Below are 22,609 nucleotides of genomic sequence, written 5' to 3' on the forward strand. Positions count from 1 at the left end.
CAGGCGGGCTGGCAAACGGCCCGCGATTTTTATGCGGCGCCAGCGCTGTTTCGGCTGGCGTTTTGCTGCCGATCGCCAGCCCTACCGGCGCAAACCGCACCGCCCCCGTCAACGATCGGCAGCGATCCCACTGCCCAAGGCGACGATCCCCAGGTTTTGATGACGATACAGAGCCAGACGGGCCGATCTTTAGTCCAGCTCAGCGCCTGGCGCATAACCCGATCGTTGAGCGACAGCAGGGCTCTCTCCTGCTGGCAGCTGTGAAGGCAGATCGATATCCTGCAAAATTGACGTATCCTGTAGCTCAATCGTATACAGGGGAAACTGCACCAGCAGGCTGCGTGCGCCCTGCTCATCGGTCAAGGCGCTGAGCGCCCTGAAAGCGCAGCGGCCAAACCCCACCGGATGCCCCGGACTGGCGCGAAAAACGGGGCGCACGATCCCCTCCTCAACCACTTTACTGGCTACCAGCCGCAGCGTGGCCGCAGAAATAAAGGGCATATCGGCCAGATGGATCAGCCAGCCGTCCCATGCCGCCGTCTGGCGAACGCCGGCGGCGATCGATTCGCCCATGTGGGTATTTTCCACCAGCACCGTCGGAATGCCCTGCTGCTCGCAGTAGTCCCGGATGGCCTGCTGCGCGGGCCGCGTCACCACGCATACCGGCAGGCCGCTCTGCTGCGCCGCCTGGCAGCTGTGAACAAACACCGATTTTACCTGCCCTGACGCATCGGCGAACGCCGCTTGGAGCTTATCGGTTGCGCCACCCGCTTCGGTAAACCGCTGTCCCTGACCGGCCGCGATAACCAGAACGCCGATCGTTTTTTCCCTGTGCTCATGCTTATCCATATCCCATTCCCCTTATTAACGTTCGGGGCTACCAGCGTAGCGCAAATTATCCCCTGTGGGGATGAATTCAGACTGCGCCTGAGCGCGCACGCTTTATTTCAGCTAACATGCTGTTAAGAAAACAATAACCGCCCAGGAGAGACTTATGACGCGGCCACCATCAGGATTAACCGTAGACGAGGCGCTGGATAAGCTGGATGCCCTGTACGAAGCAGCGGTCAGCGCGCTGCGCCAGGCGATTACCACCTATGTCAGCGAAGGCACCTTGCCGGATGCGGCCAGCCGCGCCGCCGGCCTGTTTGTTTACCCGGAGCTGCGCGTCAGCTGGCAGGGTGATGCGGCGGGCCACAAGCTGTCGCGCGCCTTTGGCCGTTTTACCCGCCCCGGCAGCTATGCCACCACCATCACCCGCCCCGCGCTGTTTCGCCACTATCTTTCCGAACAGCTTTCCATGCTTTGCAGCGAGTATCCGGTAACGCTGGAAGTCAGGCCTTCGCAGCAGGAGATCCCTTTCCCTTACGTTATCGACGGCTCCAACCTGGGGCTGGATCGCAGCATGAGCGCCGGGCTGGCGCAGCATTTTCCGACTACCGAGCTGGCGCAAATTGGCGATGAGAACGCGGACGGCCTTTACCAGCCGGGCGAAAAGTTCCCTTTGTCGCATTTTGACGCGCTGCGCACCGACTTTTCACTGGCGCGACTGCGTCACTATACCGGCACGCCGGTCGAGCATTTTCAGTCGTGGGTGCTGTTTACCAACTACACCCGCTACGTTGACGAATTCGTGCGCTGGAGCTGCGAGCAGATAGCAGATCCGGATTCGCCTTACGAAGCTCTTTCCTGCGCGGGCAATATCTGCGTGACTGCCGAAACGCCGGATCCCCAGACCACTATTTCCGGCCTGGCGTGGAAAAACCACCAGATGCCGGCTTGGCATTTAATTGCCAAAGAGGGCCAGGGCATTACGCTGATTAATATCGGTGTTGGCCCCTCCAATGCGAAAACCATCTGCGATCATCTGGCGGTACTGCGTCCGCATGCCTGGCTGATGATTGGCCACTGCGGCGGCCTGCGTGAAAGCCAGACGATTGGCGACTACGTGCTGGCTCACGCTTACCTGCGCGACGATCACGTGCTGGACGCGGTACTGCCGCCCGATATTCCGGTACCGAGCATTGCCGAAGTGCAGCGCGCCCTGTTTGACGCCACCAAACAGGTTAGCGGCATGCCGGGCGAAGAAGTTAAACAGCGCCTGCGTACCGGCACGGTGGTGACGACGGACGATCGCAACTGGGAGCTGCGCTATTCCGCCTCCGCTCTGCGGTTTAACCTCAGCCGCGCGGTAGCGGTGGATATGGAAAGCGCCACCATCGCGGCCCAGGGCTATCGCTTTCGAGTGCCTTACGGCACGCTGCTCTGCGTCTCCGATAAGCCGATCCACGGTGAGATCAAGCTGCCCGGCCAGGCTAACCGTTTTTACGAAGGCGCGATCTCTGAACATCTACAGATTGGCATCTGCGCGATAGATCTGCTGCGCGCGGAGGGCGATAAGCTGCATTCGCGTAAGCTTCGCACCTTTAACGAGCCGCCGTTCCGCTGAGCAACAGGGCGGAGGTAGAAGCCTCCGCCTGTCAGAGACTGATGTCGCCAAAGCCAGCAGCTGGTATCGCTAAAGTGGTCATTCTTATCTCCGGCGAAAAAGCATAAAAACGCCGCATTAAAACCGGGACGTGCCCTGCACCTCGATCCAGCGACGCTCCAGCGCAGAAACGGCTATCGCCTCCAGCACTTTCGATACCTGTAGCCCTTCGGCAAAGTCTGGCCACATCGGATCGCCCGCCGCGATACCGTTGATTAGATCCCGGATTTCCACCGTTTTTTGATCGTTAAAGCCGATGCCGTGTCCGGCAGAAATGCAAAAGGCAGCATAATCAGGATGCGCCGGGCCGGTCAGAATGGTTTTAAACCCCTGTCGTCCGGCGGCGTCCTCATGCTGATAAAGCGCCAGTTCCGCCATTCTCTCCTGGCTGTAGCGGATCGCTCCTTTCGTGCCGGTCACCACGTAGGTCAGCCCCATTTTGCTGCCGCAGGCGATACGCGACGTTTCAATCACGCCGTGCGCGCCGTTGGCAAAGCGCAGCAGCGCGCTGGCCTGATCTTCGTTTTCTACCTCGCGCAGCACGGCGGGATTTTTTGCATCGGGACGTTGCCCGATCACCGTCTGCATATCGCCAGAAACCTCGCGGATTTCGCCTACCAGATAATGCGCCATATTAACGATATGCGCGCCCAGGTCGCCAAGCGCGCCCAGCCCGGCCAGCGCCTTCTGACAGTGCCAGTCCAGCGGCGCCTGCGGGCTGGCGAGATAATCTTCATTATGCGTGCCGTAAAAATGCACCACCTCGCCTATCTCGCCGCTGGCGATAATCTCTTTCGCCAGCTGGCTGGTAGGGTTTTTCATATAATTAAAGCCCACCAGCGTTTTCACCCCGGCCTGCGCGGCGGCCCGCGTCATCTCCTCGGCATCCGCCACGCTCAGCGCCAGCGGCTTTTCAGAATAGACATGCTTGCCGTGGCGGATAGCCTCCAGCGCCATTTCTTTGTGCAGAAAATTGGGCGCGCAGATATCCACCACGTCGATCGCCGGGTCTGCCGCCAGCTCGCGCCAGTCCCCTGTCCAGCGGGCAAAACCCAGCGCCGCGGCCTGCGCTTTGGCGACCGCCGGGCTGACCTCCGCCACCATCTCGCGCACGATCTCGCCTTTCAGCGCAAAGACGGTGGCCGCCTGCGCATAAGCAATCGCGTGACAGCGTCCGATATAGCCGGTGCCGATCAAACCTATCCTGACTTTTTTCATTGGGGTTCCTTACGGGTGAACGAGGCGCGTCGATGGAATGTATATTTCAAAATCCGTCTGAACAATGTGAAAATGAAATAAACGTGATCATGCTGACGAAAATTGCTGCGTTATTCAGTGGTTACATTCACGGATTGCGAGGCGCTACGCAAAGCCTGGCCGACGGCGTTTTTCGCGTCGGGCGATGCCCGCCGCTTAATTGCCGATTAATGCAGCAGTCAGCGAAAAAAGTGCAAACAGGCTTTGACATCGCAAATCGCTATAGATATTATGCGCCCCGTTCCAACAATTCCTCTGTAGTTCAGTCGGTAGAACGGCGGACTGTTAATCCGTATGTCACTGGTTCGAGTCCAGTCAGAGGAGCCAGATTTGAAAAGCCCGCTCAGGTAACCCTGAGCGGGCTTTTTACTGTTTCGCATTTTCATTTGGGCCGTTATCGTCAAGCCTGCTGCTGCATTCGCCTGAGAGGTCAGCACGCCCGGATTCTATATCCGTCGGCCTAAGCCGTGGTCTGCCAGAATGCCGCCAATCATTCACTATCGATAACGACGCTTTTCATCCTTGTGAGTAAGCGTTTTCGTAGCAACAATCCGACATAGCGTGAATGTAAGCCTTACTCCAAGCTTTGCTTATATTTCAGCCCGCAGAACAATGAATTCTTGTATCGTCGGGTCGGGTTCAGGCAGAGGGTTTGATTTGAAAATCCTGCGTGAAAAACGTAAGCAGGCTTTTTGCTTTTGCTTGCTGCGATAGCGTGGCTTCTCTGCACGCTTGTATAAATCCCCCTTACCTTTTAGCTATAAAGCCGCAGCGCGCTAAAAAAAATTGCGGGCTGAAAGCCGCTGTTATTTTGTGATATTCTGCCTGAAATGCAATTTGACAGGACAAAGACCTACAAGGATTTGCCTCTTCTAATGAATAATACTTCTAACCTTATCCTTACTGCCTGGCAAGACTATGTCCAGCATAGTGGCGCAGAAAAAAGTAAAATACCTGCGAGTAAGGTGCACGAATATCAACAGCTTTTTATTACCAGACAGCACTGCCGCGACGAAGAGTCCGGCGTCCGCCTGACTATCCCTGCGGAAATGGCCGAAAGCTGGCGTCGACGCTTCGTTAAGTATGATGATAAAGGTTATATCAGTCATATCGAACCCATTAGCTTTCTTTTCCCCATCATACGCTGCGTTGATGCAGAAAATGGTAACGCTAATGCGAAATATCTGCCGCTTTTCTCTTTCCCTGTTCCTAAATCCTTTTTTACCTCGCAAGACAATACGCTGCTGATCCCGGTAAATGATGGTCAGCAGGTCAGCGCCTTCCCTTTTGCGTTCCGCAATACGTTTTCTATTGAGCTGGCAGAGCTGGGAGAAAACCGGCATATGATGAGCATCGTCAGCGCGCTGACCGGCCATAAGTATGAGGGTTTTTACGCTGCTTTTGAGGGATTGCTACAGTGGATTAGTCAACAGCGCCAGACGCCTGAAACGGCTTTCAATGCTCTTATCGCGCCGTTACATAATGAAGATTTTACTACCCAACGCGACGGTAAGGATTATCAGTGGCTCTGCGATAAGCCCGAGGGGACTTTTCCTCTGCTGGAACAGTATTTGACTTATGAGCATTCAGCGAATGAAGCTCCCGCCTGTTTTGATTTGCCTACCCATGGCTTGTTTGAGCAAAAGTATCCTCTGGGCCATGGCCAGATGCAGGCGATACAGGCGATAAATCAGGAGGAGCGGCTGATCGCAGTTCAGGGCGCCCCAGGCACCGGTAAAACCACGCTTTTTAAATCACTGATTGCACAAAAGCTCGTAGAGCGGGCTCTCGCCATCGCCGATGGTCAGGATCGCAACTGCGGTATGCTGGTGACCTCAACGGCTATCAAAGCCGTAGAAAATATTATCGACGATCTTCGTAAAGATCCGGTTACTCAGAATCTTGACTGGCTATGGTTTCAGGGCGGCTCAAATAAACAGATACAACAAGAATTTTCTCGCCTGGAAAGATTAATAGACCGCTGGCGACAGGGAAGCTATGAGCCGGAACGTCAGCAGGCCTTTCTGGAAAGTTTAAACCAGCACCGCCAGCAAATTAACGCGTGTTATCAAGAATATATTAACCATAAGGCCTGCACGTTACAGAGTATAAGCGACTGTGGATTCCCGACGACCGATATCACGGAAGTAAAGGCTGCTTTAGCAACGAAAGTAGCGAACTTTTTCGTCAAGGCAGCCAATTTCCCTCCTCTGCTGGTCACGCAGTCTGACGATCTCTTTTCGCTTGATTTGGCTATTGAGCTACAAAAAGAGGCGTTTATTGAAGCAAAACGGCGGCGTAAGCAGGCATGGCAGTTGGCCATGGAGATTGAGTCAACCTGGCCACTGCCGCATAACTGGCAATCTATCGTCGCCTGGCTGGACGACCCGCTGCGCCCAGTGCTGGAAAAAAATTACCATGATTATCCACGCCAGGGCATCCGACATTTACTGGCGCGTGTTTTAACAGGCAAATATCAGACTCGCTGCGATAAGATGCGCGCACGCTATGCTGATAGCTATCAGCGAATGATGCTTATTGAGTTTTCCCACCAGCAGCTAGTCGAACTGGCAGACGCTGGCGCAAACCTATCGGCAGACAAAGAAGCCGTTCAGTTACTAAAGCTGTTGCTGACGCCTGAACCGGATCCTGAAGAACTGATAACCCTGGACGCGCTGGAAAAAGAAATTGCTGAATTAATGACGTTACAGCGCAGAGTTGAATTGGCGCAGCACTACATCGACGAACATGCGCAGCGTTATCCTGAAGGCAGCTGGTGCGACATTTTACGTAAACGCTTTATCCGACAACACCGTGAAATGTTTGCAGATGCTACAGGTTATCTCTGGCAGGAACAGCTGAAACGTAAACACGATCTGGAAGAGGTAGTCACGCACTGGCGCGCGCTTATATCTCGTCAGAAAACAGGCGCAGGCTACTACCGCTGGCTGGAGAGGCTGGATGATTTTTATAGCGCGCTGTCGCTGGTTTATCCGATCATGGCGACCACGCTGGTCTCCGCTTACAAAATGGCGGGATACGCTAAACTCAGCGAACTGAAAGGCCATAAGCCTTGGGCACTGGCGCTTTGTGATGAGGCGGGCATGATTTCGGCAGAGTCGCTGGTACCGTTACTGAGCCGCAGCGAAAAAGCGATGATTGTAGGTGATCCTTTGCAAATCGAACCTATCCGTACGCTTTCTGAAGGAACGCAACAGCTGTTACGCCAGCGTCATTTCGCTACCAATAATCTCCTTTATGAGCGAGTCTCGCCTGCCACCGTCACCGCCTATCATCGGGCAGCTGGCAGCGCTACCGGCCGTGCTGGCGATATAGGCAATGGTATAATTCTGGACGAGCATCGCCGCTGTCAGTTACCTATCGCCAGGCTGTTCACGCGCGTGGCGGGCTATCAAGGCGTCACGGTAGAAACGGCGCCACCTGATAAAAGAATAGCCCAGGCTTTTGAAAAGGCGGGCGGTCATCATCTGATGTTTTACAGCGTGGAAGGCCAGAAAGGCCGCGTCGCCAATACCAATCTCGATGAGGCGGAAGCCATTGGCCAGCTGCTGGATAAACTTGAAGACGCAGGTTACGACCTGTGCGCCGACGTAGGCATTGTGACGCCTTACAGCAATCAAAAGTCTTTACTGGTCCAACGTTTTGCTAAAAGAATGAACCACTGGGAAAAAAACTGTATCGGGACAGTTCATCAGTTTCAGGGCGTAGGTTTTGAAGTCATTATTTATAGTCCGGTCATTTTTCATCCTCTGGATAAAGAAGGTTTTCAGAACGATGCGCCCAATATGCTGAACGTAGTCGTATCCCGAGCCAGGCAACAATTTATCGTAGTGGGAAATTACCGCCGCCTGAAGCAGGCTGGTGGCTATCTGGCAATAGTGGCGCAAACGCTGGCCGATGATTTTCTCCTTGAACAAGGTAGCCAACACCCCGATTTCGAACGGATAAGCCAGACGCCACGGCTACAGCGATACTATAAAGATTGTGAGCATATTGCGGCTTTTGCCGCTAAGGCGGCCACTTGCGAACAGGAACTGCTGGTAGTAACGCCATGGATAAGACGCGGCGGCCTTTGGCAGCGGCCGGAATTAGCGATGCTGGTGGCCGCACAGCGTCGCGGCATAACGGTAAAAGTCTGTTATGGCTATCATCATCAGCGGCTGGATCGGGGCGAAGATAACGATAACGATTTGGTTGCAGAGTATTGCGACCAGTTGGGTAAAGAGAATGTCATCCGCCTGCCGGAAGGGACGCACGAAAAACTGCTGGTTGTTGACGGACGCTACATCACCCTGGGTAGCTGGAACTGGCTGTCACATGGTTATCATCACAGCTGCGAGGGTTCAGGTAATTTCAGCAATGCTATTCGTCATGAACTGAGCGCAGAACTGGATGATGTCTCTTTCGTTAACGAGCTAAAAGAGCGGCTATCGTTCTGACGCCGGCGGCGTTGGGCCGTACAGAACAGATCTTGTACGGCCCATACCCTACTCCAGATCGCTGCCGTTGCTGGCAATCACCTGCTGATACCAGTAGAAGGATTTTTTCTTATAGCGGTTGCCGGTGCCGGAGATAGTGTCGTCCAGATCGACATAGATAAAGCCGTAGCGCTTGCTCATTTCGCCGGTGGACATGCTGACCAGGTCGATGCAGCCCCACGGCGTGTAGCCCATCAGCTCGACGCCGTCGTCAATCGCTTCCGCCATCGCTTCAATATGCTGGCGCAGATAGTTGATGCGGTAGTCGTCTTCCACCCGGAAGTTTTCATCCGGCTTATCAATGGCGCCCAGGCCGTTTTCGACAATAAACAGCGGCTTCTGGTAACGATCGTAGAGCTGATTCAGCCCGATGCGCAGGCCAACAGGATCGATTTCCCAGCCCCAGTCGCTGGCCTCCAGGAACGGGTTGCGCGCGCCGCCCAGCAGATTGCCCTGAGCGGATTCCGCTTCCGCGGTTTTATTGATGGTGGTGGACATGTAGTAGCTGAAGCCGATGTAATCCACGGTATGCGCTTTGATTAACGCCATGTCGCCCGGCTGGATATCCAGCGTCACGCCCAGCGATTTCCACAGGCTTTTGGCGTAATAAGGGTAGTCGCCCTTTGCCTGCACGTCGGCGCAGTAGAAGTTAAACGACTGCATCTCTTTCAGCGTGGCCAGCTGGTTAAGCGGGTTACAGTCAAAGGCATAGGCGGTAGCGTAGATAATCATGCAGCCAATCTGAATGGCGGGATTGGTTTCGTGCGCGATTTTCACCGCCATGCTGCTGGCGACAAACTGGTTATGCCACGCCTGGAACTTCGCCTGCGGATCCAGCGCGCCGGTTTTTACCGTCAGGCTCTGGCTCATCATCGGGAAATGTACCGCGCTGTTGATCTCGTTAAAGGTCATCCAGTACTTTACTTTCTGGCCGTAGCGTTCCAGCACCGTCCGGGCAAAGCGTTCAAAATGCTCAATGACTTCACGATTTTTCCAGCCGCCGAATTCGGTGGCGAGATGCAGCGGCATTTCATAATGGGAAAGAGTGATAACCGGCTCGATGCCGTGCGCAAGACAGGTAGCAATCACCTCATCATAATGACGCAGGCCCGCTTCGTTGGGCTGCTGCTCAACGCCGTTTGGATAGATGCGGGTCCAGGCAATGGAGAAGCGATAGCACTTAAAGCCCATCTCCTTAAACAGCGCGATATCCTCGCGGAAGCGGTGATAGTGATCGATGCCTTTATGGTTGGGATAGGTGTAGCGGGAAGGGTCGAGGGTGAAATCAAAATCAGGCGAGGAAACGATAGCCAGGCGGGACTTGCCGCCGGGAATGGCGTCCACGATGGAAAGCCCTTTGCCATCCTCGTTGTAGGCGCCTTCTACCTGATTCGCGGCGGTCGCGCCGCCCCACATAAAGCCTTGCGGAAATCTTTCTTTCATTGCATTCATCCTTTTTAAAACGGCAAGTTTTAACGGCAATTGATGACAAGATTTGTACCAGCGACGATTTTAAAGCAAAAGCAGGATGGCAGACAGGAAAGAAGCCGATTAATGCCGTGCGGGCACAATGGTCAGCGCTATGCGTTCTGCCAGCTCCAGCACTTTAAACCAGGTGCCGTGATCCTGTAGCAGAGAACGGGAAACGCCCGTGGGCCGTAGCGTTTTTACGCCGAGGCGATCGCCAAAAAGCACGATGGCGCGCGCCGCGTCATCCTGTCTGGATATCCAGAGCAATCCCTGCGCCTGCGGACACTGGCAATAAATAGCTTCGGCCCATTTTCGGGTGGCCGGATAGCAATCTTTTTCGGTATCGATTAGCTGGCTACGCTTCAGGCCGAGCTTGTGTAAAGCCAGGCTGCGTAAATCCACCAGCCTCAGCGCTTCCGTTACCTCAATAACCGAGTGCTGCTGGCCGGTAAACTTTGCCTTGTCCATGCTTTTGAACCCGGCGGTATGCGGAACGTCGTGAAACAGCGTTTCCATCAGCGCGCAGGAAAACGTCGTACCGGCATACAGCGTGGGAATAGCGCGATCTTTCTCATCTTTAATGGGGCTGAATCGCGCGTTGCCTTTAAGGCCCGGATTAAACTGCGTCGCTTGATATTTATCCAGATGGATACGGTGTAGCTTTTCACCGGCGTTAAGGAGCGTCAGGGTAACAGCAAGCTCTGCCGTGGGAGCGGGAAGCAGTAAAGCATCGGCAGAGCTAGCCATGTTCAACGCCTTCTACCTCATCTTTCGCTGCTTCTATTACCTGTTCCGGGCTGCTGAGCAGCAAATCCTGCGGACGCCTGCCGCCCAGGGCGCTGTTGTCGGCCCGAAACCAGTAGGCCATTCCCCAACCGTCCTTGCTATCGGTGAAGATTTTTATGATTTCCGCCAGCGCCTTACAGGGCCGGAACCCGGTGTCCGCCGCCAGGGCCCAGGCAGGATAGTAATCAATACCGTGATGCTGAATGGTAAAAATCTGCTGCTGTTTTTTCCACTTATGCGGCTGCGCGCTGGGGTTGCGCGCGCTGAACCCGGCCAGCCCGGCCACTTCTGCCGCCGTCAGCCAGTCTCCGCTTTCCAGTACGGCCTTACGGGCCTGGATCAGCATAGCGGCTTCTTTCAGCAACGTTGGCGAGACCGGCGCCGACGGCAGCATGATTTCCGCCAGCCGCTCCAGCGATGACTGCTCCTGACGCTCCCGCAGCACCTCAAGCAAAGAAACGGTCATGTTCATAATGTTTTCCGTTAACGTCTCGACCACGCCCGGTTGTTGATGAACAAAGGTCATGGCCAATACGCGATCGGCCTGAGACTTATTTAAACGGGCCTGGATCTCTTTCGGAGTGCCCACCAGCGTCGCGATACCTGAAGAACCCGGAATGGCGCTCATAGCTTTATCCTTGGTGATGGTAGTTATGAGCAATATAACATAACCATCATTACTGACAAGGTCGCTTTTTGAACGGAAACGTAAAGATAAAGCCCCGACGTCAGCGATCGGGGCAACGGATTACAGCGCGACGCGCATCACCTCGTCAGGCGCGGCGGCTTCCTGTTTGCGGGAAGAAGCCTGCTTAACGGAGATATACAACGTCTGACCATCCGGCGACAGCGCAAGGCTGTTTGGATGGGTCGGCGCCTTAAGGGCTTTGACAACTTTATAGGTTTTGCCGTCAATAATGCTGACTTCGCCCGCCTCACGGTGGGTCACATAAATTTCATTGCGCTGCGGATTAAACAGCACCGCCAGCGATTTTGGCACGGCGACCTTCTGTATGACCTTGCCGTCTTCGGTGTTCACCACCAGCAGCTCAGGCTGCTTAGAGTCGGTGATAAAGGCGCGATGCGTGGCCGGATCCAGGCTGATATTCAGAAAGAAGTGCTCGCCCTCTGCCAGCTTCACTTTGCCAAGCAGCTTGTTGCTGGCGGTGTCGAAAGTGAAGAGTTCGTTATCGCCGCCGGTGGCGTAAAGGCGGTGCGCGGCGGTATCCAGCGTCAGGCCGGTAGCGTGCTTGCCTAAGCCCTCCAGCGTATGGCGCAGCGTCAGCTTATCGCCATCCACCACCCAGATGCGGCTCTCTTCGCCCACGCCGCCGATATAAACCGTATTGGTATTTTCATCTACCGCCAGCTCACGCGGCGCCAGCGGACGGAAATTTTCGCTGCGCGGACGCGCATCCAGCACCAGACGTCCTTTTACCTGACCGTTTTTTACATCGATCGCAGTGACCGTGCTGTCCAGCGTGTTGCCGACAAAAAGCGTGTCGGTTTTATTGTTGATTGCCGTACCAAAGGGCTTGAGGTCGTTGTGGATCGCCTGAGTAATGGCCAGGGTCTGCGGATCGAGGCGGTAAACCATGCCGCCCTTATCCAGCTGGCGGCTGCCGGAAGTGGCCACATACAGCGCCTGCTGCGACGGGCTGTAAGCCATTTCATAAGCGCCTTTGGCAACGGGCTGGCGCAGCGGTTCAGCGGTTTCACTGTGGGCGGGGATCGCGGCGGCAAACAGCGCCAGCGTTAACAGGTAGCCTTTTCCACGGCTGAAGGTAGCGTTCATATTCTCTCCATGTAACTGAATGATCAGAGGTAAAGCGGCCCGACGTGCTGTCTTGCGGCGGCGGGCCAAAAATTAGCCCAGCAGCGCCGTGGTCAATCTTGCGGTACAGCAGCGCCTGTCCCTGTCGTCATAGATAGCGATTTCCCAGACCTGCTGGCTTCTGCCCAGATGCAGCGGCTGACACACGCCGCGCACCAGGCCGCCGGTCACGGCGCGATGGTGGCTGGCGTTAATCTCCGTGCCGACCACGCACTGCCCTTCCTGGCTGGTCAAAAAGCCGGCCATCGATCCTAACGTTTCCGCCAGCGCGACCGACGCGCCGCCGTGCAGCAGGCCAAAAGGCTGCTGCGTACGGGCATCGACCGGCATGGTCGCCTCCAGCCTGGCCTCTTCCAGCAGCGTAAAGGTCATGCCCAGATGGGCGACCATCGATCCGTCGCCCATGCGGTTAAGCTCATCCAGACTCAGCTGGCGCTTCCAGATAGATTTTGTCATTACGCCCCCAGCGTGCTGCCACCGTCGATCACAATATCCTGCATCGTGATATGGCTGGCTTGATCGGACGCAAGGAACAGGATGGTGCTGGCGACCTCCTCTGGCCGGGCGATTTTGCCCAGCGGAATACCGACTTTAAACTGCTCCGCAAAGCCGCGAATGCGCTGCTGTTCGGCATCCGGGCTTTTCCACAGCGTGCGCTGCATATCGGTATCGGTCGAGCCTGGCGACACCAGGTTGCAGCGCACGCCGAAAGAGGCCAGCTCCAGGCCAACCGTCAGGCTGAGGCTGCGCAGCGCCGCTTTCGACGCGCCGTAGGCCGACATGCCGATGCGCGGACAGTGCGCAGCGTCCGACGCCACGGTGACGATAGCGCCGCCGCGCTGTTCACGGAACCACGGCATAGTCTGCTGAAACAGGTTAAACGCGCCGCCGACGTTAACGGCCATCACGGCTTCCCAGTCCGCCACGTCCAGCTCATCCGTCGCGCCCATCCGCAGAATGCCCGCACCGTTGACCAGCACGTCCAGTCGCGGCGTTTCCGGCCGCAGCCGCTGGCATACCGCTTTTACCTGCTGCGCGTCGGCCACGTTCAGCTCCACGGTTTGAAACGGGTAATCGGCCTGCGGGAAAGCGAGATCCAGCCCGACTACCGTCGCGCCCGCCTCGTGAAAGGCCAGCGCGGTGGCATAGCCAATGCCTTTACCGGCACCGGTTACCCAAATATGTTTATTGGTAAAATCGAGGCTCATGCGCGCTCCCGCGACAGCAGACGCCACCAGGCCGCCAGCGTCGGCTCTTTCGCCAGCATCACAAAATCGATATCGCCGTAAACTTTACGCCAGCGCGCCGCCAGCGCCATCATGCGCACCGAATCCAGGCCGTAATCGATCAGGTTCTCATCCTCTTCCGGCGTTTCGTCCTCATCCAGCATCGGTTGCACCAGCGCGCGCAGCTGCGCCATGCTCAGCGGCACCGGCAGCAGATCTTCCGTCAGCACCACTTTCCCGGCGCGACCGGCGGTGTATTTCAGCGCCATCAGGTGCTCGTCGCGGCTGAAGTCAGCCAGCGCATCCGCCACCATAAAGGGCTGGATATCCCGCATAAAGGCATCGATAGCGGTGGTCAGGCAGCCGATATGCGCGTACACGCCGCAGATAATCAGCTGGTCGCGGCCGGTCTCTTTCAGGTGCTGCTCCAGCGGCGAGCGATGGAAGGCGCTGTAGCGCCATTTCACCAGCACTTCGTCACCCTCTTCCGGCGCCAGTTCGGCTACGACTTTCTGCTGCTCCGGATGTTTATTCAGCCCCGGCCCCCACATATCGTTCAGCAGCGCGCGGTCTTTATCGCTTTGATGATTAGGCTGCGCCGTGTAGTAAACCGGAATACCGTTCTGGCGGCAGTATTCACGCAGCGCGGCGATATTGCTGATGACCTGTTTGATCATCGGGCAGTCTTCGCCCCAGAAATTAATAAAATAGTTCTGCATATCGTGGATCAGCAGCGCGCCCCTGGCGGGTTCAAACGTCCATTTGACCTTGTTTTCTGGCAGGTCGGCGGCGGCAGGCAGCGCATAGGCTTTTAGTGCAGGGATAGTCATTTTTTCTCCGGAATTCAGTTGGTCTGGCTGGCGGCCAGCTGTTGACGCAGGCGTTTTTTATCCACTTTACCGACGGGCGTCAGCGGCAGTTCGTCAACGGTTTCAATACGATCGGGCAGCTTGTAGTCCGCCACGCCAAGCTCGCGCAGATAGCGGCGGATCTCTACGGCGCGCACGGGACGTTTGCCCACGATAAAGGCGCAGCTTTTTTCGCCCAGCAGGCTGTCCTCCATCGAAACCAGCGCAACGTGCAGAATGGCCTCGTGGCGTAACAGCAGGTTTTCGATCTCTTCAGCGGCAATTTTCTCGCCGCCGCGATTGATCTGATCTTTTTCGCGGCCCTGCACGCAGATATAGCCGTCCGGCGTAATGGAGACCAGGTCGCCGGAACAATAGAAGCCGTTGGCGTCAAAGGCCTGCGCGTTGTGCTCCGGGCTGCGGTAATAGCCGCGGAAGGTGTACGGGCCGCGCGTCATCAGCCGTCCGGTTTCGCCCTGCGGCAGCGGATTGCCCTGCTCGTCCGCGACCCAGACCTCATCGTCCGGGCTCATCGGCGTGCCCTGCGTCGAGAAGATGTGCCACTCGTCGTCGGTCAGCTGCGTATAGTTGACCAGCCCTTCCGCCATGCCGAAGACCTGTTGCAGCCGGCAGCCAATTTCTGCCGGAATGCGTGCCGCCAGCGCTTCGCTTAAGCGCGCGCCGCCCACCTGCAACAGCTGGAGCGAGCCAAGCGCCCGATTGCTGCCCCACTCCTGAATCGCCTGTAGCCAGAGGCTGACCGCTGGCGGCACCAGCGCCGTCGCCGTAATCTGGTGTTTTTCAATCAGCGGGAAACAAAGGTTGGCGCTCGGATCGCCTGCCAGCACCACCAGGCCGCCGCCATAAAACACGCCGAAGGCGCCCGGCGAACTGAGCGGATAGTTGTGCGCGGCGGGCAAAGCGCAGAGATAGCGGGTTTTTTCGTTAAAGCAACAGACTTCCACGCTGCGGCGGATGCTGTAGTAGTAGTCGTTATGGGTACGCGGGATCAGCTTGGGCGTGCCGGTACTGCCGCCGGAAAGCTGGAAAAACGCGACTTCGTCAGCGGCGGAAGGCGCAGCGACAAACTCGCCTTGCGCCTCGTCAATTAAGGCCGCAAGCGAGGTATCGTCCTCACGAGCGTTGCGCAGCACCACCTCACGCAGCGACGGATAGCGCTGGCGCAGCGGTTGCAGATAGTCGTCGGTGGCGAACAGCGCGTGCTGACGATCGGCGATCAGCAAAGCAGGCTCAATCTGGCTGGCGTAGGCGTCCAGCTCCTGGCGCTGATGGCTGAACAGCGCGTTGACCGGCGCTACGCCGAGCTTAAGCAGTGCAAACAGCACGATATAGAATTCAGCCACGTTGCCCAGCTGCACCAGCGCGGTATCGCCGCACTTCAGGCCGCGACGCTGTAAGGCCGCCGCCAGACGGGTGCTGGCGCTCTCCAGCTGCCGGTAGCTGTATGCGCGGTCGCCGTCGATCAGCGCCGTTTCCGTGCTGTCGGCATGGCGAGTTAAAATATCCGTTAGCGGCAGATCCAGCCAGTAGCCTTTTTCACGGTAGCGGGCCGCAAAATCGTCGGGCCAGCGGGAATAGGAAATCGTCATAAAATAGCCTTATTGCAGTCCAAATACGTGCAGCATGGTGCTGAGCTTGACGCCGGTTTCGCGCCATTCCGATTCCGGCGAAGAGGCCGGAACGATGCCCGCGCCGGCGAACAGGCGAATGTTTTTTCCGGCCAGCGTGCCGCAGCGAATGGTCACTACCCATTCGCCGTTGCCTTCGTCGTCGCACCAGCCGACGATGCCGCCGAACAGCTCGCGGTTAAACGGCTCCAGCTTTTCAATCCACTCGCAAGCGGCAACGTGCGGATAACCGCTCAGCGCGGGTGTAGGATGCAGCAGGCAGGCGAGCGACAGCGCCGTTTCCTCAGCCGCTGCGGCTTTGCCTTCAATCGCGGTAGCAAGGTGCCACAGCGTCGAAGTAGTGATCAACTCCGGCTTGTCCGGCACCGCCAGAGAGCGGCTGCGCGGTTTCAGCACGTCGTACATGGCGCTGGTCACCAGGCGGTGCTCGTAGCGATCTTTTTGCGAGTACATCAGCTTTTCGCCTACCGCAAGATCGCGCGCTTTGTCGCTGCGATCGCGTCTGGCCGAGCCCGCCAGCGGCAGCGAAGTGTAGGTTTCGCCCGACTTACGCAGCAGCAGCTCCGGGCTGGCGCCCAGCAGCGTGCTGCCGTCGGCCAGCGGAACATGGAAGTGATAGCTGCCAGGGTTGAGCGCAATCAGGCGATCCATTAACGCCGTAGCCTGCACCGGCTCGGCGGTAGTGATATCGATCAGACGCGAGAGCACCACTTTATCCAGGCCAGGCTGGGCGGTCGCTTCCGCTGCTTTCGCCACCATCTCCATAAATTCAGCCTGTTCAGGAATGTTCTGGCGCGCGGTAATTACCGGCTCTACGGCAGAGCTCGCCTGCTGCGCCGACTCTGGCTGCTGCTGGCGGGAGAATGCCTCATGACGCTCAGGAATAAATAGCGCGGAAGGCTGGCGCGTATCAAAGGGGATGGCGCCAACCATCACCGGGCGCGTAATCCCTTTGGCCCTGGCCGCGGCAAAGGCGCTGTGTACCTGCTGCTGGAAAGCGCCCTGCAGGTTGTCGCCGTCGGCGGCGGGACAGGTAATTTCGGCAAAGCGACCAGTGGTGATAAAGCTTTTCCACGGCGATGCGAAGAAAAAGCTCTCAGATGAGAGAGAAACTGATGGTTTAACTGCATCAGCGCAAAGCGTCTCCATAACGGCCTCCAGCCACAACGATAAAAAGTATAATAATGATTATCATTTGCATTATTACCGCGTAACTTTAAGTAAATTCTTTGTGATGTCAAGCAACGTTTCGCAGTTTAAAACAGTGCAAAACACCACGCCGCGACCGGGCGCAACGTTTGCGCCGTTATTAGCATCATTTGGCAGCATTACCTGCCGCCAGGGCAGGCAAGGAAGGACTAAAACCCGATGTTATTCAGTTACGCTTTCTCCCGGCGAAGCGGGCGCGGGCTGGCGATAGCGTCGGAGCGAACCGAAGGCGGCGGCCAGCACCAGGCTGACGATGGCCAGCCCCAGGCCGCTGCTGCTGGCGGCGGTGGCGGGCAGCATCACCGTGGTCATCGCGCCCAGCAGCAGCGCGCCCAGCGAGTCACCCATCACGTTTTGCGCCGTCCACAGGCCGTTGATACGGCCCAGCATCGCGTCCGGCGTCAGCGTCTGGATCAGCGTGTATTGCAGCAGCGCGCTCAGGGCGCTCAGGTAGCCGAACAGCATCAGACAGAGCGCGCCCGCCTCCCAGTAAGGCATCAGGCCGCACAGCCCTACCGCGACGAAAGCGGCGACGGCGGTGAAAAGCATCACCTTGCCCGGACGCGGATGCTGTGCCAGATTGCCGCTGGTCAGCGCGCCTGCGGCCGCGCCGAGCGGTACGGCAGCATAGAGAAAGCCGATCTGCTGCGCGCTCAGCTCCCAGCGAATGGCCAGCGCCGGATAAAGCACGCGTACCGCCGTCGCCATGGTCAGCAGCGCGCCCACCAGCGCCACGCCGCCGATCAGACGATGGCCGAGCAGAAAGGTAAAGCCTTCCGCCAGCGACCGTAGCGGCCTGGCGTGCGACTGCGGCGGCGGCGGCAACGACGGCAGACGCAGCAGCGGGATCAGCGTAATAAAGGTGCCCGCCGCCGCCAGCGCGAAGTTCCAGAATACGCCGCCCGCCGCGAGCAGCACGCCGCCCACCATCGGCGAGATCACCGCACCCAGCCTGACCGTGAGCATGGTGATCGCCCCGGCCTGCATCAGGTTTTCACGGCCCACCAGCGCGGGCGTGGCGGCAAGCAGCGCCGTCACGCCGATGGCGCCGAAAAAGCCGTCCCAGATGCCCAGCAGGTAGATGGCGGTCAGCGACGGGGACGGCATGGCGGCATTGACGCACAGGCCGATAAAGCCCAGCCCGCAGGTCGATCGCGCGAACAGGATCAGCCGCCGACGCTCGTGGCGATCCGCCAGCACGCCGCCCAGCATCAAACCGGTAAACAGGGCCGCGCCGGTCAGCGTGACCGCCAGGCTTACCTGCCAGGCAGAACCGGTCAGCTGCTGGATCTGCACCGGCACGCCGACGCCAAGCAGGCCCAGCGCCAGGATAGAGATAAAGCGGGCGATAAACACCGCCCGAAAATCAGGGTGCGTCTTCAGCAGGCTGAGGCTGAGCATAAAGGTCTGTTTTTTCATTGTGTTGCCCGATCCAGCAGTTGGTTAAGGCGTGGGCCGATATGGGTAAACGCCTCTGCCGAAATAATATCCACATGCGCGCATTCCACCGGGAAGGTTTGCAGCGCGTCGAGCCATGGCGCCCACGCGGTGTGCGCATCCTGCCCCGGCTTCAGCGTTTTCTGCGCGACGAACAGCGTGGCTTCCCCGACGAAGCGGCGGCTTTTCGCGGTCGCCAGCAGCCTGACCGCATCGCCGTAGTTGCCTTCGATAGCGCCAAACAGCGCCTGGCTGGCCGAGGCCGCCAGCGACTCGCGCAGCGACGCCTGGGCGGCCATAAAGGCTTCACGCTCGCGGTCGATTTCCGCCAGCACTTCGGCATCCAGCTGGTTATTCTGTGACCAGTTTTGCGTTTCCGGCGGCCAGGTATCCAGCAGCCCTAGGAAGGCGACTTTTTCGCCCTGCGCCTGCAGGCGCGCCGCGATAGCGTGCGCCAGCGTGCCGCCCAGCGAATAGCCCAGCAGATAGTAAGGGCCGTGCGGCTGCTGCTCGCGCAGCGTGGCCAGATGCCGCTCGCAAAGCTCATCAAGATTTTCCGCCTGCCGCATTGGCCCGTGCGGGCGCGGCGACTGAATGCCGATCAGCGACCAGCGCGCGTCCAGATAGCGTTGCAGAATGCTGAACTGCCAGGCGAAGCCGGAGGCCGGATGGAAGCAAAACAGCGTGGGGCCGTGCGAACGCCGCAGCGGCAGGATGGTTTCCATGCCCGCGCGGCTCGCCTCTTCTTCGCTCTGCCGCGTCAGCTTTTCCGCCAGCGCGCCGACGGTGGACGCCACCATAATCAGCCCCGGCGTCACCGGTCTGTCGAGACGGCGACGCAGATCGACCGCCAGCCGCATCGCCAGCAGCGAATGGCCGCCGAGGGCAAAGAAGTCATCATTAACCGAGCGGATCTCGCAGTCCAGCAGGCGGGCAAAGGCTTCGGCCACCACGGTTTCCACACCCTCTGCCGGCGCGCGACCTGCGGCGTGGGCCAGCTGTGGCAGCGGCAGCGCCTTGCGATCCAGCTTGCCGTTGGCGCTTAGCGGGAAAGCCGCCAGCTGCACCAGCACCACCGGCACCATGTGCGCGGGCAGGCGATCGCTAAGCTGCTCGCGTAGCGCGGCCGTATCCAGTTCGCCGGACGCGGCTACCACGTAGCCCACCAGCTGCCGTTGATCGCCGCCGCCCGCGCTGGCGTTGCCGAGCACGCAGGCATGGGTAACCGCCTGCGCCACGTTATCCAGCGACAGCAGCGCCTGATCGATCTCGCCCAGCTCGATCCTCTGTCCACGGATCTTAAGCTGATCGTCGCTGCGGCCCAGATATTCCACTGCGCCGTTCTCCAGCCAGCGCGCCACGTCGCCGGTGCGGTACATTCTTGCGCCCTCGCCTTCCGGATCGGCAATAAAACGGCTGGCGGTCAAATCGGCTCGCGCCAGATAGCCCTGCGCCAGCTGCACGCCGGTCAGATAGAGATCGCCCGCAATACCCGGCGGTACCGGCTGCATATTGCCATCCAGGATGCGCAGCCCGGTGTTCCAGACCGGAAAACCGATCGGCACGCTTGCGCCCGTCACCTTTGCCAGCGCCTCGCCGTAGGCCGGATGCCAGCTCACATCCACCGCCGCTTCGGTCGGGCCATAAAGATTGTGCAGCGGCACGGCCGTTTTGTCCTGCCACTGGCGACAGAGATCGGTCGGCAGCGCCTCGCCGCTACAGAATACCCGCCGTAAAGAAGCACAGTGGGCCACGGCCTCGTCATCGGTTAACGCGGTGACAAACGCCGCCAGCATGGAAGGAACGAAGTGCGTAGTTGTGACACCGTAACGGCTGAACAGCGCCTGGAGCGCCTGCGGATCGCGATGCGCTTCCGGTGGCGCCATCACCAGCTGCGCGCCAGTCAGAAACGGCCAGAAAAATTCCCAGACCGAGACGTCAAAACTGCACGGCGTCTTTTGCAGCACTACATCGTCGGTAGTCAATCGATAGTGGTCCTGCATCCACAGCAGGCGGTTTACGATCGCCTGCTGGCCGACCATGACGCCTTTTGGCCGTCCGGTTGAGCCGGAGGTATAAATCACATAGGCGGTATGGTACGGGCGTGACAGATCCTGAGCAGGCGCAAGATCCACTGTCGGCAACGGCTGGTGGTAGCAGAAGCTTTGCAGATTTTCGAGCTGCGCAAAGCGGCCCAGCTGTTCTTCGGTGGTGATTAACAGACGCGGGTTAGCGTCTTCCAGCATCATGCTCAGCCGATCGGTCGGATAGCCGGTATCCAGCGGCAGCCAGGCGGCGCCCAGCTCCACAATGGCCTGTAGGGCAAGCGACAAAAATACCGAACGCGGCAGCGCCACGGCCACGATGTCGCCCGCCTGCACGCCTCGCTTTTGCAGCGCCTGAGCCAGCGCCGTTACCTGCTGACGCATCTCGCGGTAGGTAAAACTATGCTGGTCATCCGCCAGCGCGTCCGCGTCCGGGGTGCGCTGCGCCTGCGCCATAATCAGGCTGCTCAGCGTGGTTTGCGGCACCTCGATCGCCGTATCGTTAATCTGCCGCAGCCGCTTTTCCTCACGCGGGTGCAGCAGCGTCGCCTGCGCGCAGGACAGCGTCGGATGGCCCGCGAACTGGCTAAGCAGCAGCGGCAGGCGGGCAAGATGCTCACGCAGCGTTTCCGCCTGATAGCGCTCCGCGTTCGCCAGGATTTCCAGCGAGACGTTGCCCTCTTCGTCCGGGTAGAGCGCGATTTCCAGATCGCGTACCGGGCCGGAAGCCAGCTGGTGGGTCACGCCTTCGATACCGGCAAAATCCAGCCGGTAGTCAAACATTTTCAGGTTAATGACCGGGCCGAACAGCGGCTCGCTCAGCTGGCCGATATCCCTTTGGATTTGCTCCGCGTCGTAGCGCTGATAACGACGCGCTTTTTTTAACTGCTGCTGCAGCGCCTCCGCCAGCTGTGGCAACGTGGCCTGAGGATCGAGCCGTATCGCCATCGGCAGCACGTTGAGCACCGGCCCGGTGGCGCTCAGCGCGGCCGATCCCAGGCGGCGCATAAAGATAAAGCCCGCGCTGTATTCCGCCCGCGCGCTGAGGCGGCCCAGCCACACCGCAACCAGCGCCAGCGCCAGTTCCGACGCGCTGAGCTGGCTTTGCGCCCGCAGCTCGCGGAAATCTTCGCGGCTCAGCTGCAAATGCTGACGAATAAGATGCGTGGTGGCGCTTTGTCCGTTCAGCGGCAGCGGCGACAGGCTGGCGGGCATCGGCAGCTGGCTCGCCTGCTCTTTCCAGAAGGCGGCATCGCGCTGGCGGGTCGCGGAGGCGCTATAGCGATCGTACTCCTCCACCACGTCGCTGAAAGGGACGAAAGGCGAAGGCTTCGGCTCGCTGCCGGTGCAAAGCGCAGTATAAATCTCCGCAATGCGACGAGTGATGGCGGTAAAGCTGAAGCCGTCCACCACCAGATGATGAAAACGCTGATACCAGTACCAGCGGCTTTCGCTCAGGCGAAAAAGAATATGACGGTAGATCGGACTGCCGCTGCTGATGCGCAAATCCTCATCCAGATCCTGCTGCATACGCGCCAGCGCCGCCGCTGCGGGATCGGCCTCGTGGCGCAGATCGACGCACTCCGGCAGGGTAAAGTCAGCGTCGGCATCGACCCACTGCATCGGCACGCCGTCCCTTTCGGTAAAGCGCATCCGCAGCGTGTCCGCCTCCTGCATCCCGCACACCACGGCCTTGCGCAGCAGCGGCTCATTCAACGCGCCGTTCAGCTCCACATAGTGCGCCACGCTCCAGGCGTTTACCTGTGACGAAAGCTGTTCCGCCATCCAGATACCGGACTGCGCCGCTACCAGCGGCATCATTTGCTGCTGCACTTTATGCATCAGCGCCTCGCTCATTTCA

The 22,609-nt window shown here is 58.5% G+C and carries 16 protein-coding genes and 1 tRNA gene; 3 read left to right on the forward strand and 14 right to left on the reverse strand.

Annotated elements, in window-relative coordinates; all coding sequences use genetic code 11:
- Window positions 1–29 precede the first annotated feature (29 nt).
- Together ACA373_RS07310 and ACA373_RS07315 are read right to left on the reverse strand one after the other, a co-directional pair.
- Window positions 30–215 carry an XdhC family protein gene (locus tag ACA373_RS07310; RefSeq protein ID WP_253460269.1) on the reverse strand — a complete coding sequence of 62 codons (186 nt, stop codon included), beginning with the start codon at window positions 213–215 and terminating at the stop codon, window positions 30–32.
- Window positions 190–849 (reverse strand): NTP transferase domain-containing protein, encoded by a 660-nt coding sequence (locus ACA373_RS07315; protein ID WP_370734266.1) that lies wholly within the window; start codon window positions 847–849, stop codon window positions 190–192. The genes ACA373_RS07310 and ACA373_RS07315 overlap by 26 nt, the downstream gene beginning before the upstream one ends.
- Window positions 850–994: 145 nt before the next feature.
- Between ACA373_RS07315 and ACA373_RS07320 the strand changes: the two genes are divergently transcribed.
- Complete coding sequence (locus tag ACA373_RS07320; RefSeq protein WP_301251040.1) at window positions 995–2,449, forward strand: AMP nucleosidase; 1,455 nt, start codon at window positions 995–997, stop codon at window positions 2,447–2,449.
- Between the two features lie 117 nt (window positions 2,450–2,566).
- On the opposite strand, the gene ACA373_RS07325 is transcribed toward ACA373_RS07320, so the two are convergent.
- Window positions 2,567–3,706 (reverse strand): Gfo/Idh/MocA family protein, encoded by a 1,140-nt coding sequence (locus ACA373_RS07325; protein WP_253460258.1) that lies wholly within the window; start codon window positions 3,704–3,706, stop codon window positions 2,567–2,569.
- A 290-nt stretch (window positions 3,707–3,996) separates the two neighbouring features.
- Here ACA373_RS07325 and ACA373_RS07330 point away from each other — a divergent pair.
- A tRNA-Asn gene (locus ACA373_RS07330) sits at window positions 3,997–4,072 on the forward strand.
- 548 nt (window positions 4,073–4,620) lie between these two features.
- On the forward strand, window positions 4,621–8,205 hold the full coding sequence (locus ACA373_RS07335) for an AAA domain-containing protein (protein WP_370734267.1): 3,585 nt from the start codon (window positions 4,621–4,623) through the stop codon (window positions 8,203–8,205).
- Between the two features lie 48 nt (window positions 8,206–8,253).
- Here ACA373_RS07335 and ACA373_RS07340 read toward each other — a convergent pair whose 3' ends face one another.
- From ACA373_RS07340 to ACA373_RS07390, 11 genes are all read right to left on the reverse strand, one after another.
- A complete protein-coding gene (locus tag ACA373_RS07340) occupies window positions 8,254–9,687 on the reverse strand; it encodes a glycoside hydrolase family 1 protein (protein ID WP_370734268.1) in 1,434 nt (477 codons plus the stop codon).
- A gap of 108 nt (window positions 9,688–9,795) precedes the next feature.
- Window positions 9,796–10,461, reverse strand: coding sequence for an RES family NAD+ phosphorylase (locus ACA373_RS07345; RefSeq protein ID WP_253460248.1), 666 nt, complete (start codon window positions 10,459–10,461; stop codon window positions 9,796–9,798).
- Window positions 10,454–11,128 carry an antitoxin Xre/MbcA/ParS toxin-binding domain-containing protein gene (locus tag ACA373_RS07350; protein WP_301730432.1) on the reverse strand — a complete coding sequence of 225 codons (675 nt, stop codon included), beginning with the start codon at window positions 11,126–11,128 and terminating at the stop codon, window positions 10,454–10,456. Before ACA373_RS07350 ends, ACA373_RS07345 begins: the two co-directional genes overlap by 8 nt.
- A 120-nt stretch (window positions 11,129–11,248) precedes the next feature.
- Complete coding sequence (locus ACA373_RS07355; protein WP_370734269.1) at window positions 11,249–12,295, reverse strand: YncE family protein; 1,047 nt, start codon at window positions 12,293–12,295, stop codon at window positions 11,249–11,251.
- A gap of 72 nt (window positions 12,296–12,367) precedes the next feature.
- Window positions 12,368–12,790 carry a hotdog fold thioesterase gene (locus tag ACA373_RS07360; protein ID WP_253460240.1) on the reverse strand — a complete coding sequence of 141 codons (423 nt, stop codon included), beginning with the start codon at window positions 12,788–12,790 and terminating at the stop codon, window positions 12,368–12,370.
- The gene (gene dhbA, locus ACA373_RS07365; RefSeq protein WP_253460237.1) at window positions 12,790–13,542 is read right to left on the reverse strand and encodes a 2,3-dihydro-2,3-dihydroxybenzoate dehydrogenase; all 753 of its coding nucleotides are present in this window, start codon (window positions 13,540–13,542) and stop codon (window positions 12,790–12,792) included. The genes ACA373_RS07360 and dhbA overlap by 1 nt, the downstream gene beginning before the upstream one ends.
- Complete coding sequence (locus ACA373_RS07370; protein WP_253460234.1) at window positions 13,539–14,390, reverse strand: isochorismatase; 852 nt, start codon at window positions 14,388–14,390, stop codon at window positions 13,539–13,541. Before ACA373_RS07370 ends, dhbA begins: the two co-directional genes overlap by 4 nt.
- A gap of 14 nt (window positions 14,391–14,404) precedes the next feature.
- Complete coding sequence (locus ACA373_RS07375) at window positions 14,405–16,018, reverse strand: (2,3-dihydroxybenzoyl)adenylate synthase (RefSeq protein ID WP_301251064.1); 1,614 nt, start codon at window positions 16,016–16,018, stop codon at window positions 14,405–14,407.
- A gap of 9 nt (window positions 16,019–16,027) precedes the next feature.
- The gene (locus ACA373_RS07380; protein ID WP_370734270.1) at window positions 16,028–17,206 is read right to left on the reverse strand and encodes an isochorismate synthase; all 1,179 of its coding nucleotides are present in this window, start codon (window positions 17,204–17,206) and stop codon (window positions 16,028–16,030) included.
- Between the two features lie 222 nt (window positions 17,207–17,428).
- Complete coding sequence (gene entS, locus ACA373_RS07385; protein ID WP_253460226.1) at window positions 17,429–18,685, reverse strand: enterobactin transporter EntS; 1,257 nt, start codon at window positions 18,683–18,685, stop codon at window positions 17,429–17,431.
- Window positions 18,682–22,605 carry an enterobactin synthase subunit F gene (locus ACA373_RS07390; protein WP_370734461.1) on the reverse strand — a complete coding sequence of 1,308 codons (3,924 nt, stop codon included), beginning with the start codon at window positions 22,603–22,605 and terminating at the stop codon, window positions 18,682–18,684. The genes entS and ACA373_RS07390 overlap by 4 nt, the downstream gene beginning before the upstream one ends.
- Window positions 22,606–22,609 lie beyond the last annotated feature (4 nt).

Origin of the sequence: Erwinia sp. STN24 (assembly GCF_041320675.1) — a bacterium.
GTDB lineage: Bacteria > Pseudomonadota > Gammaproteobacteria > Enterobacterales > Enterobacteriaceae > Erwinia > Erwinia aeris.

Coding starts and splice junctions, on each gene's coding strand:
- ACA373_RS07310 (WP_253460269.1), bottom strand. CDS start 215: ATGCGCCAGGCGCTGAGCTGGACTAAAGATCGGCCCGTCTGGCTCTGT.
- ACA373_RS07315 (WP_370734266.1), bottom strand. CDS start 849: ATGGATAAGCATGAGCACAGGGAAAAAACGATCGGCGTTCTGGTTATC.
- ACA373_RS07320 (WP_301251040.1), top strand. CDS start 995: ATGACGCGGCCACCATCAGGATTAACCGTAGACGAGGCGCTGGATAAG.
- ACA373_RS07325 (WP_253460258.1), bottom strand. CDS start 3,706: ATGAAAAAAGTCAGGATAGGTTTGATCGGCACCGGCTATATCGGACGC.
- ACA373_RS07335 (WP_370734267.1), top strand. CDS start 4,621: ATGAATAATACTTCTAACCTTATCCTTACTGCCTGGCAAGACTATGTC.
- ACA373_RS07340 (WP_370734268.1), bottom strand. CDS start 9,687: ATGAAAGAAAGATTTCCGCAAGGCTTTATGTGGGGCGGCGCGACCGCC.
- ACA373_RS07345 (WP_253460248.1), bottom strand. CDS start 10,461: ATGGCTAGCTCTGCCGATGCTTTACTGCTTCCCGCTCCCACGGCAGAG.
- ACA373_RS07350 (WP_301730432.1), bottom strand. CDS start 11,128: ATGAGCGCCATTCCGGGTTCTTCAGGTATCGCGACGCTGGTGGGCACT.
- ACA373_RS07355 (WP_370734269.1), bottom strand. CDS start 12,295: ATGAACGCTACCTTCAGCCGTGGAAAAGGCTACCTGTTAACGCTGGCG.
- ACA373_RS07360 (WP_253460240.1), bottom strand. CDS start 12,790: ATGACAAAATCTATCTGGAAGCGCCAGCTGAGTCTGGATGAGCTTAAC.
- dhbA (WP_253460237.1), bottom strand. CDS start 13,542: ATGAGCCTCGATTTTACCAATAAACATATTTGGGTAACCGGTGCCGGT.
- ACA373_RS07370 (WP_253460234.1), bottom strand. CDS start 14,390: ATGACTATCCCTGCACTAAAAGCCTATGCGCTGCCTGCCGCCGCCGAC.
- ACA373_RS07375 (WP_301251064.1), bottom strand. CDS start 16,018: ATGACGATTTCCTATTCCCGCTGGCCCGACGATTTTGCGGCCCGCTAC.
- ACA373_RS07380 (WP_370734270.1), bottom strand. CDS start 17,206: ATGGAGACGCTTTGCGCTGATGCAGTTAAACCATCAGTTTCTCTCTCA.
- entS (WP_253460226.1), bottom strand. CDS start 18,685: ATGAAAAAACAGACCTTTATGCTCAGCCTCAGCCTGCTGAAGACGCAC.
- ACA373_RS07390 (WP_370734461.1), bottom strand. CDS start 22,605: ATGAGCGAGGCGCTGATGCATAAAGTGCAGCAGCAAATGATGCCGCTG.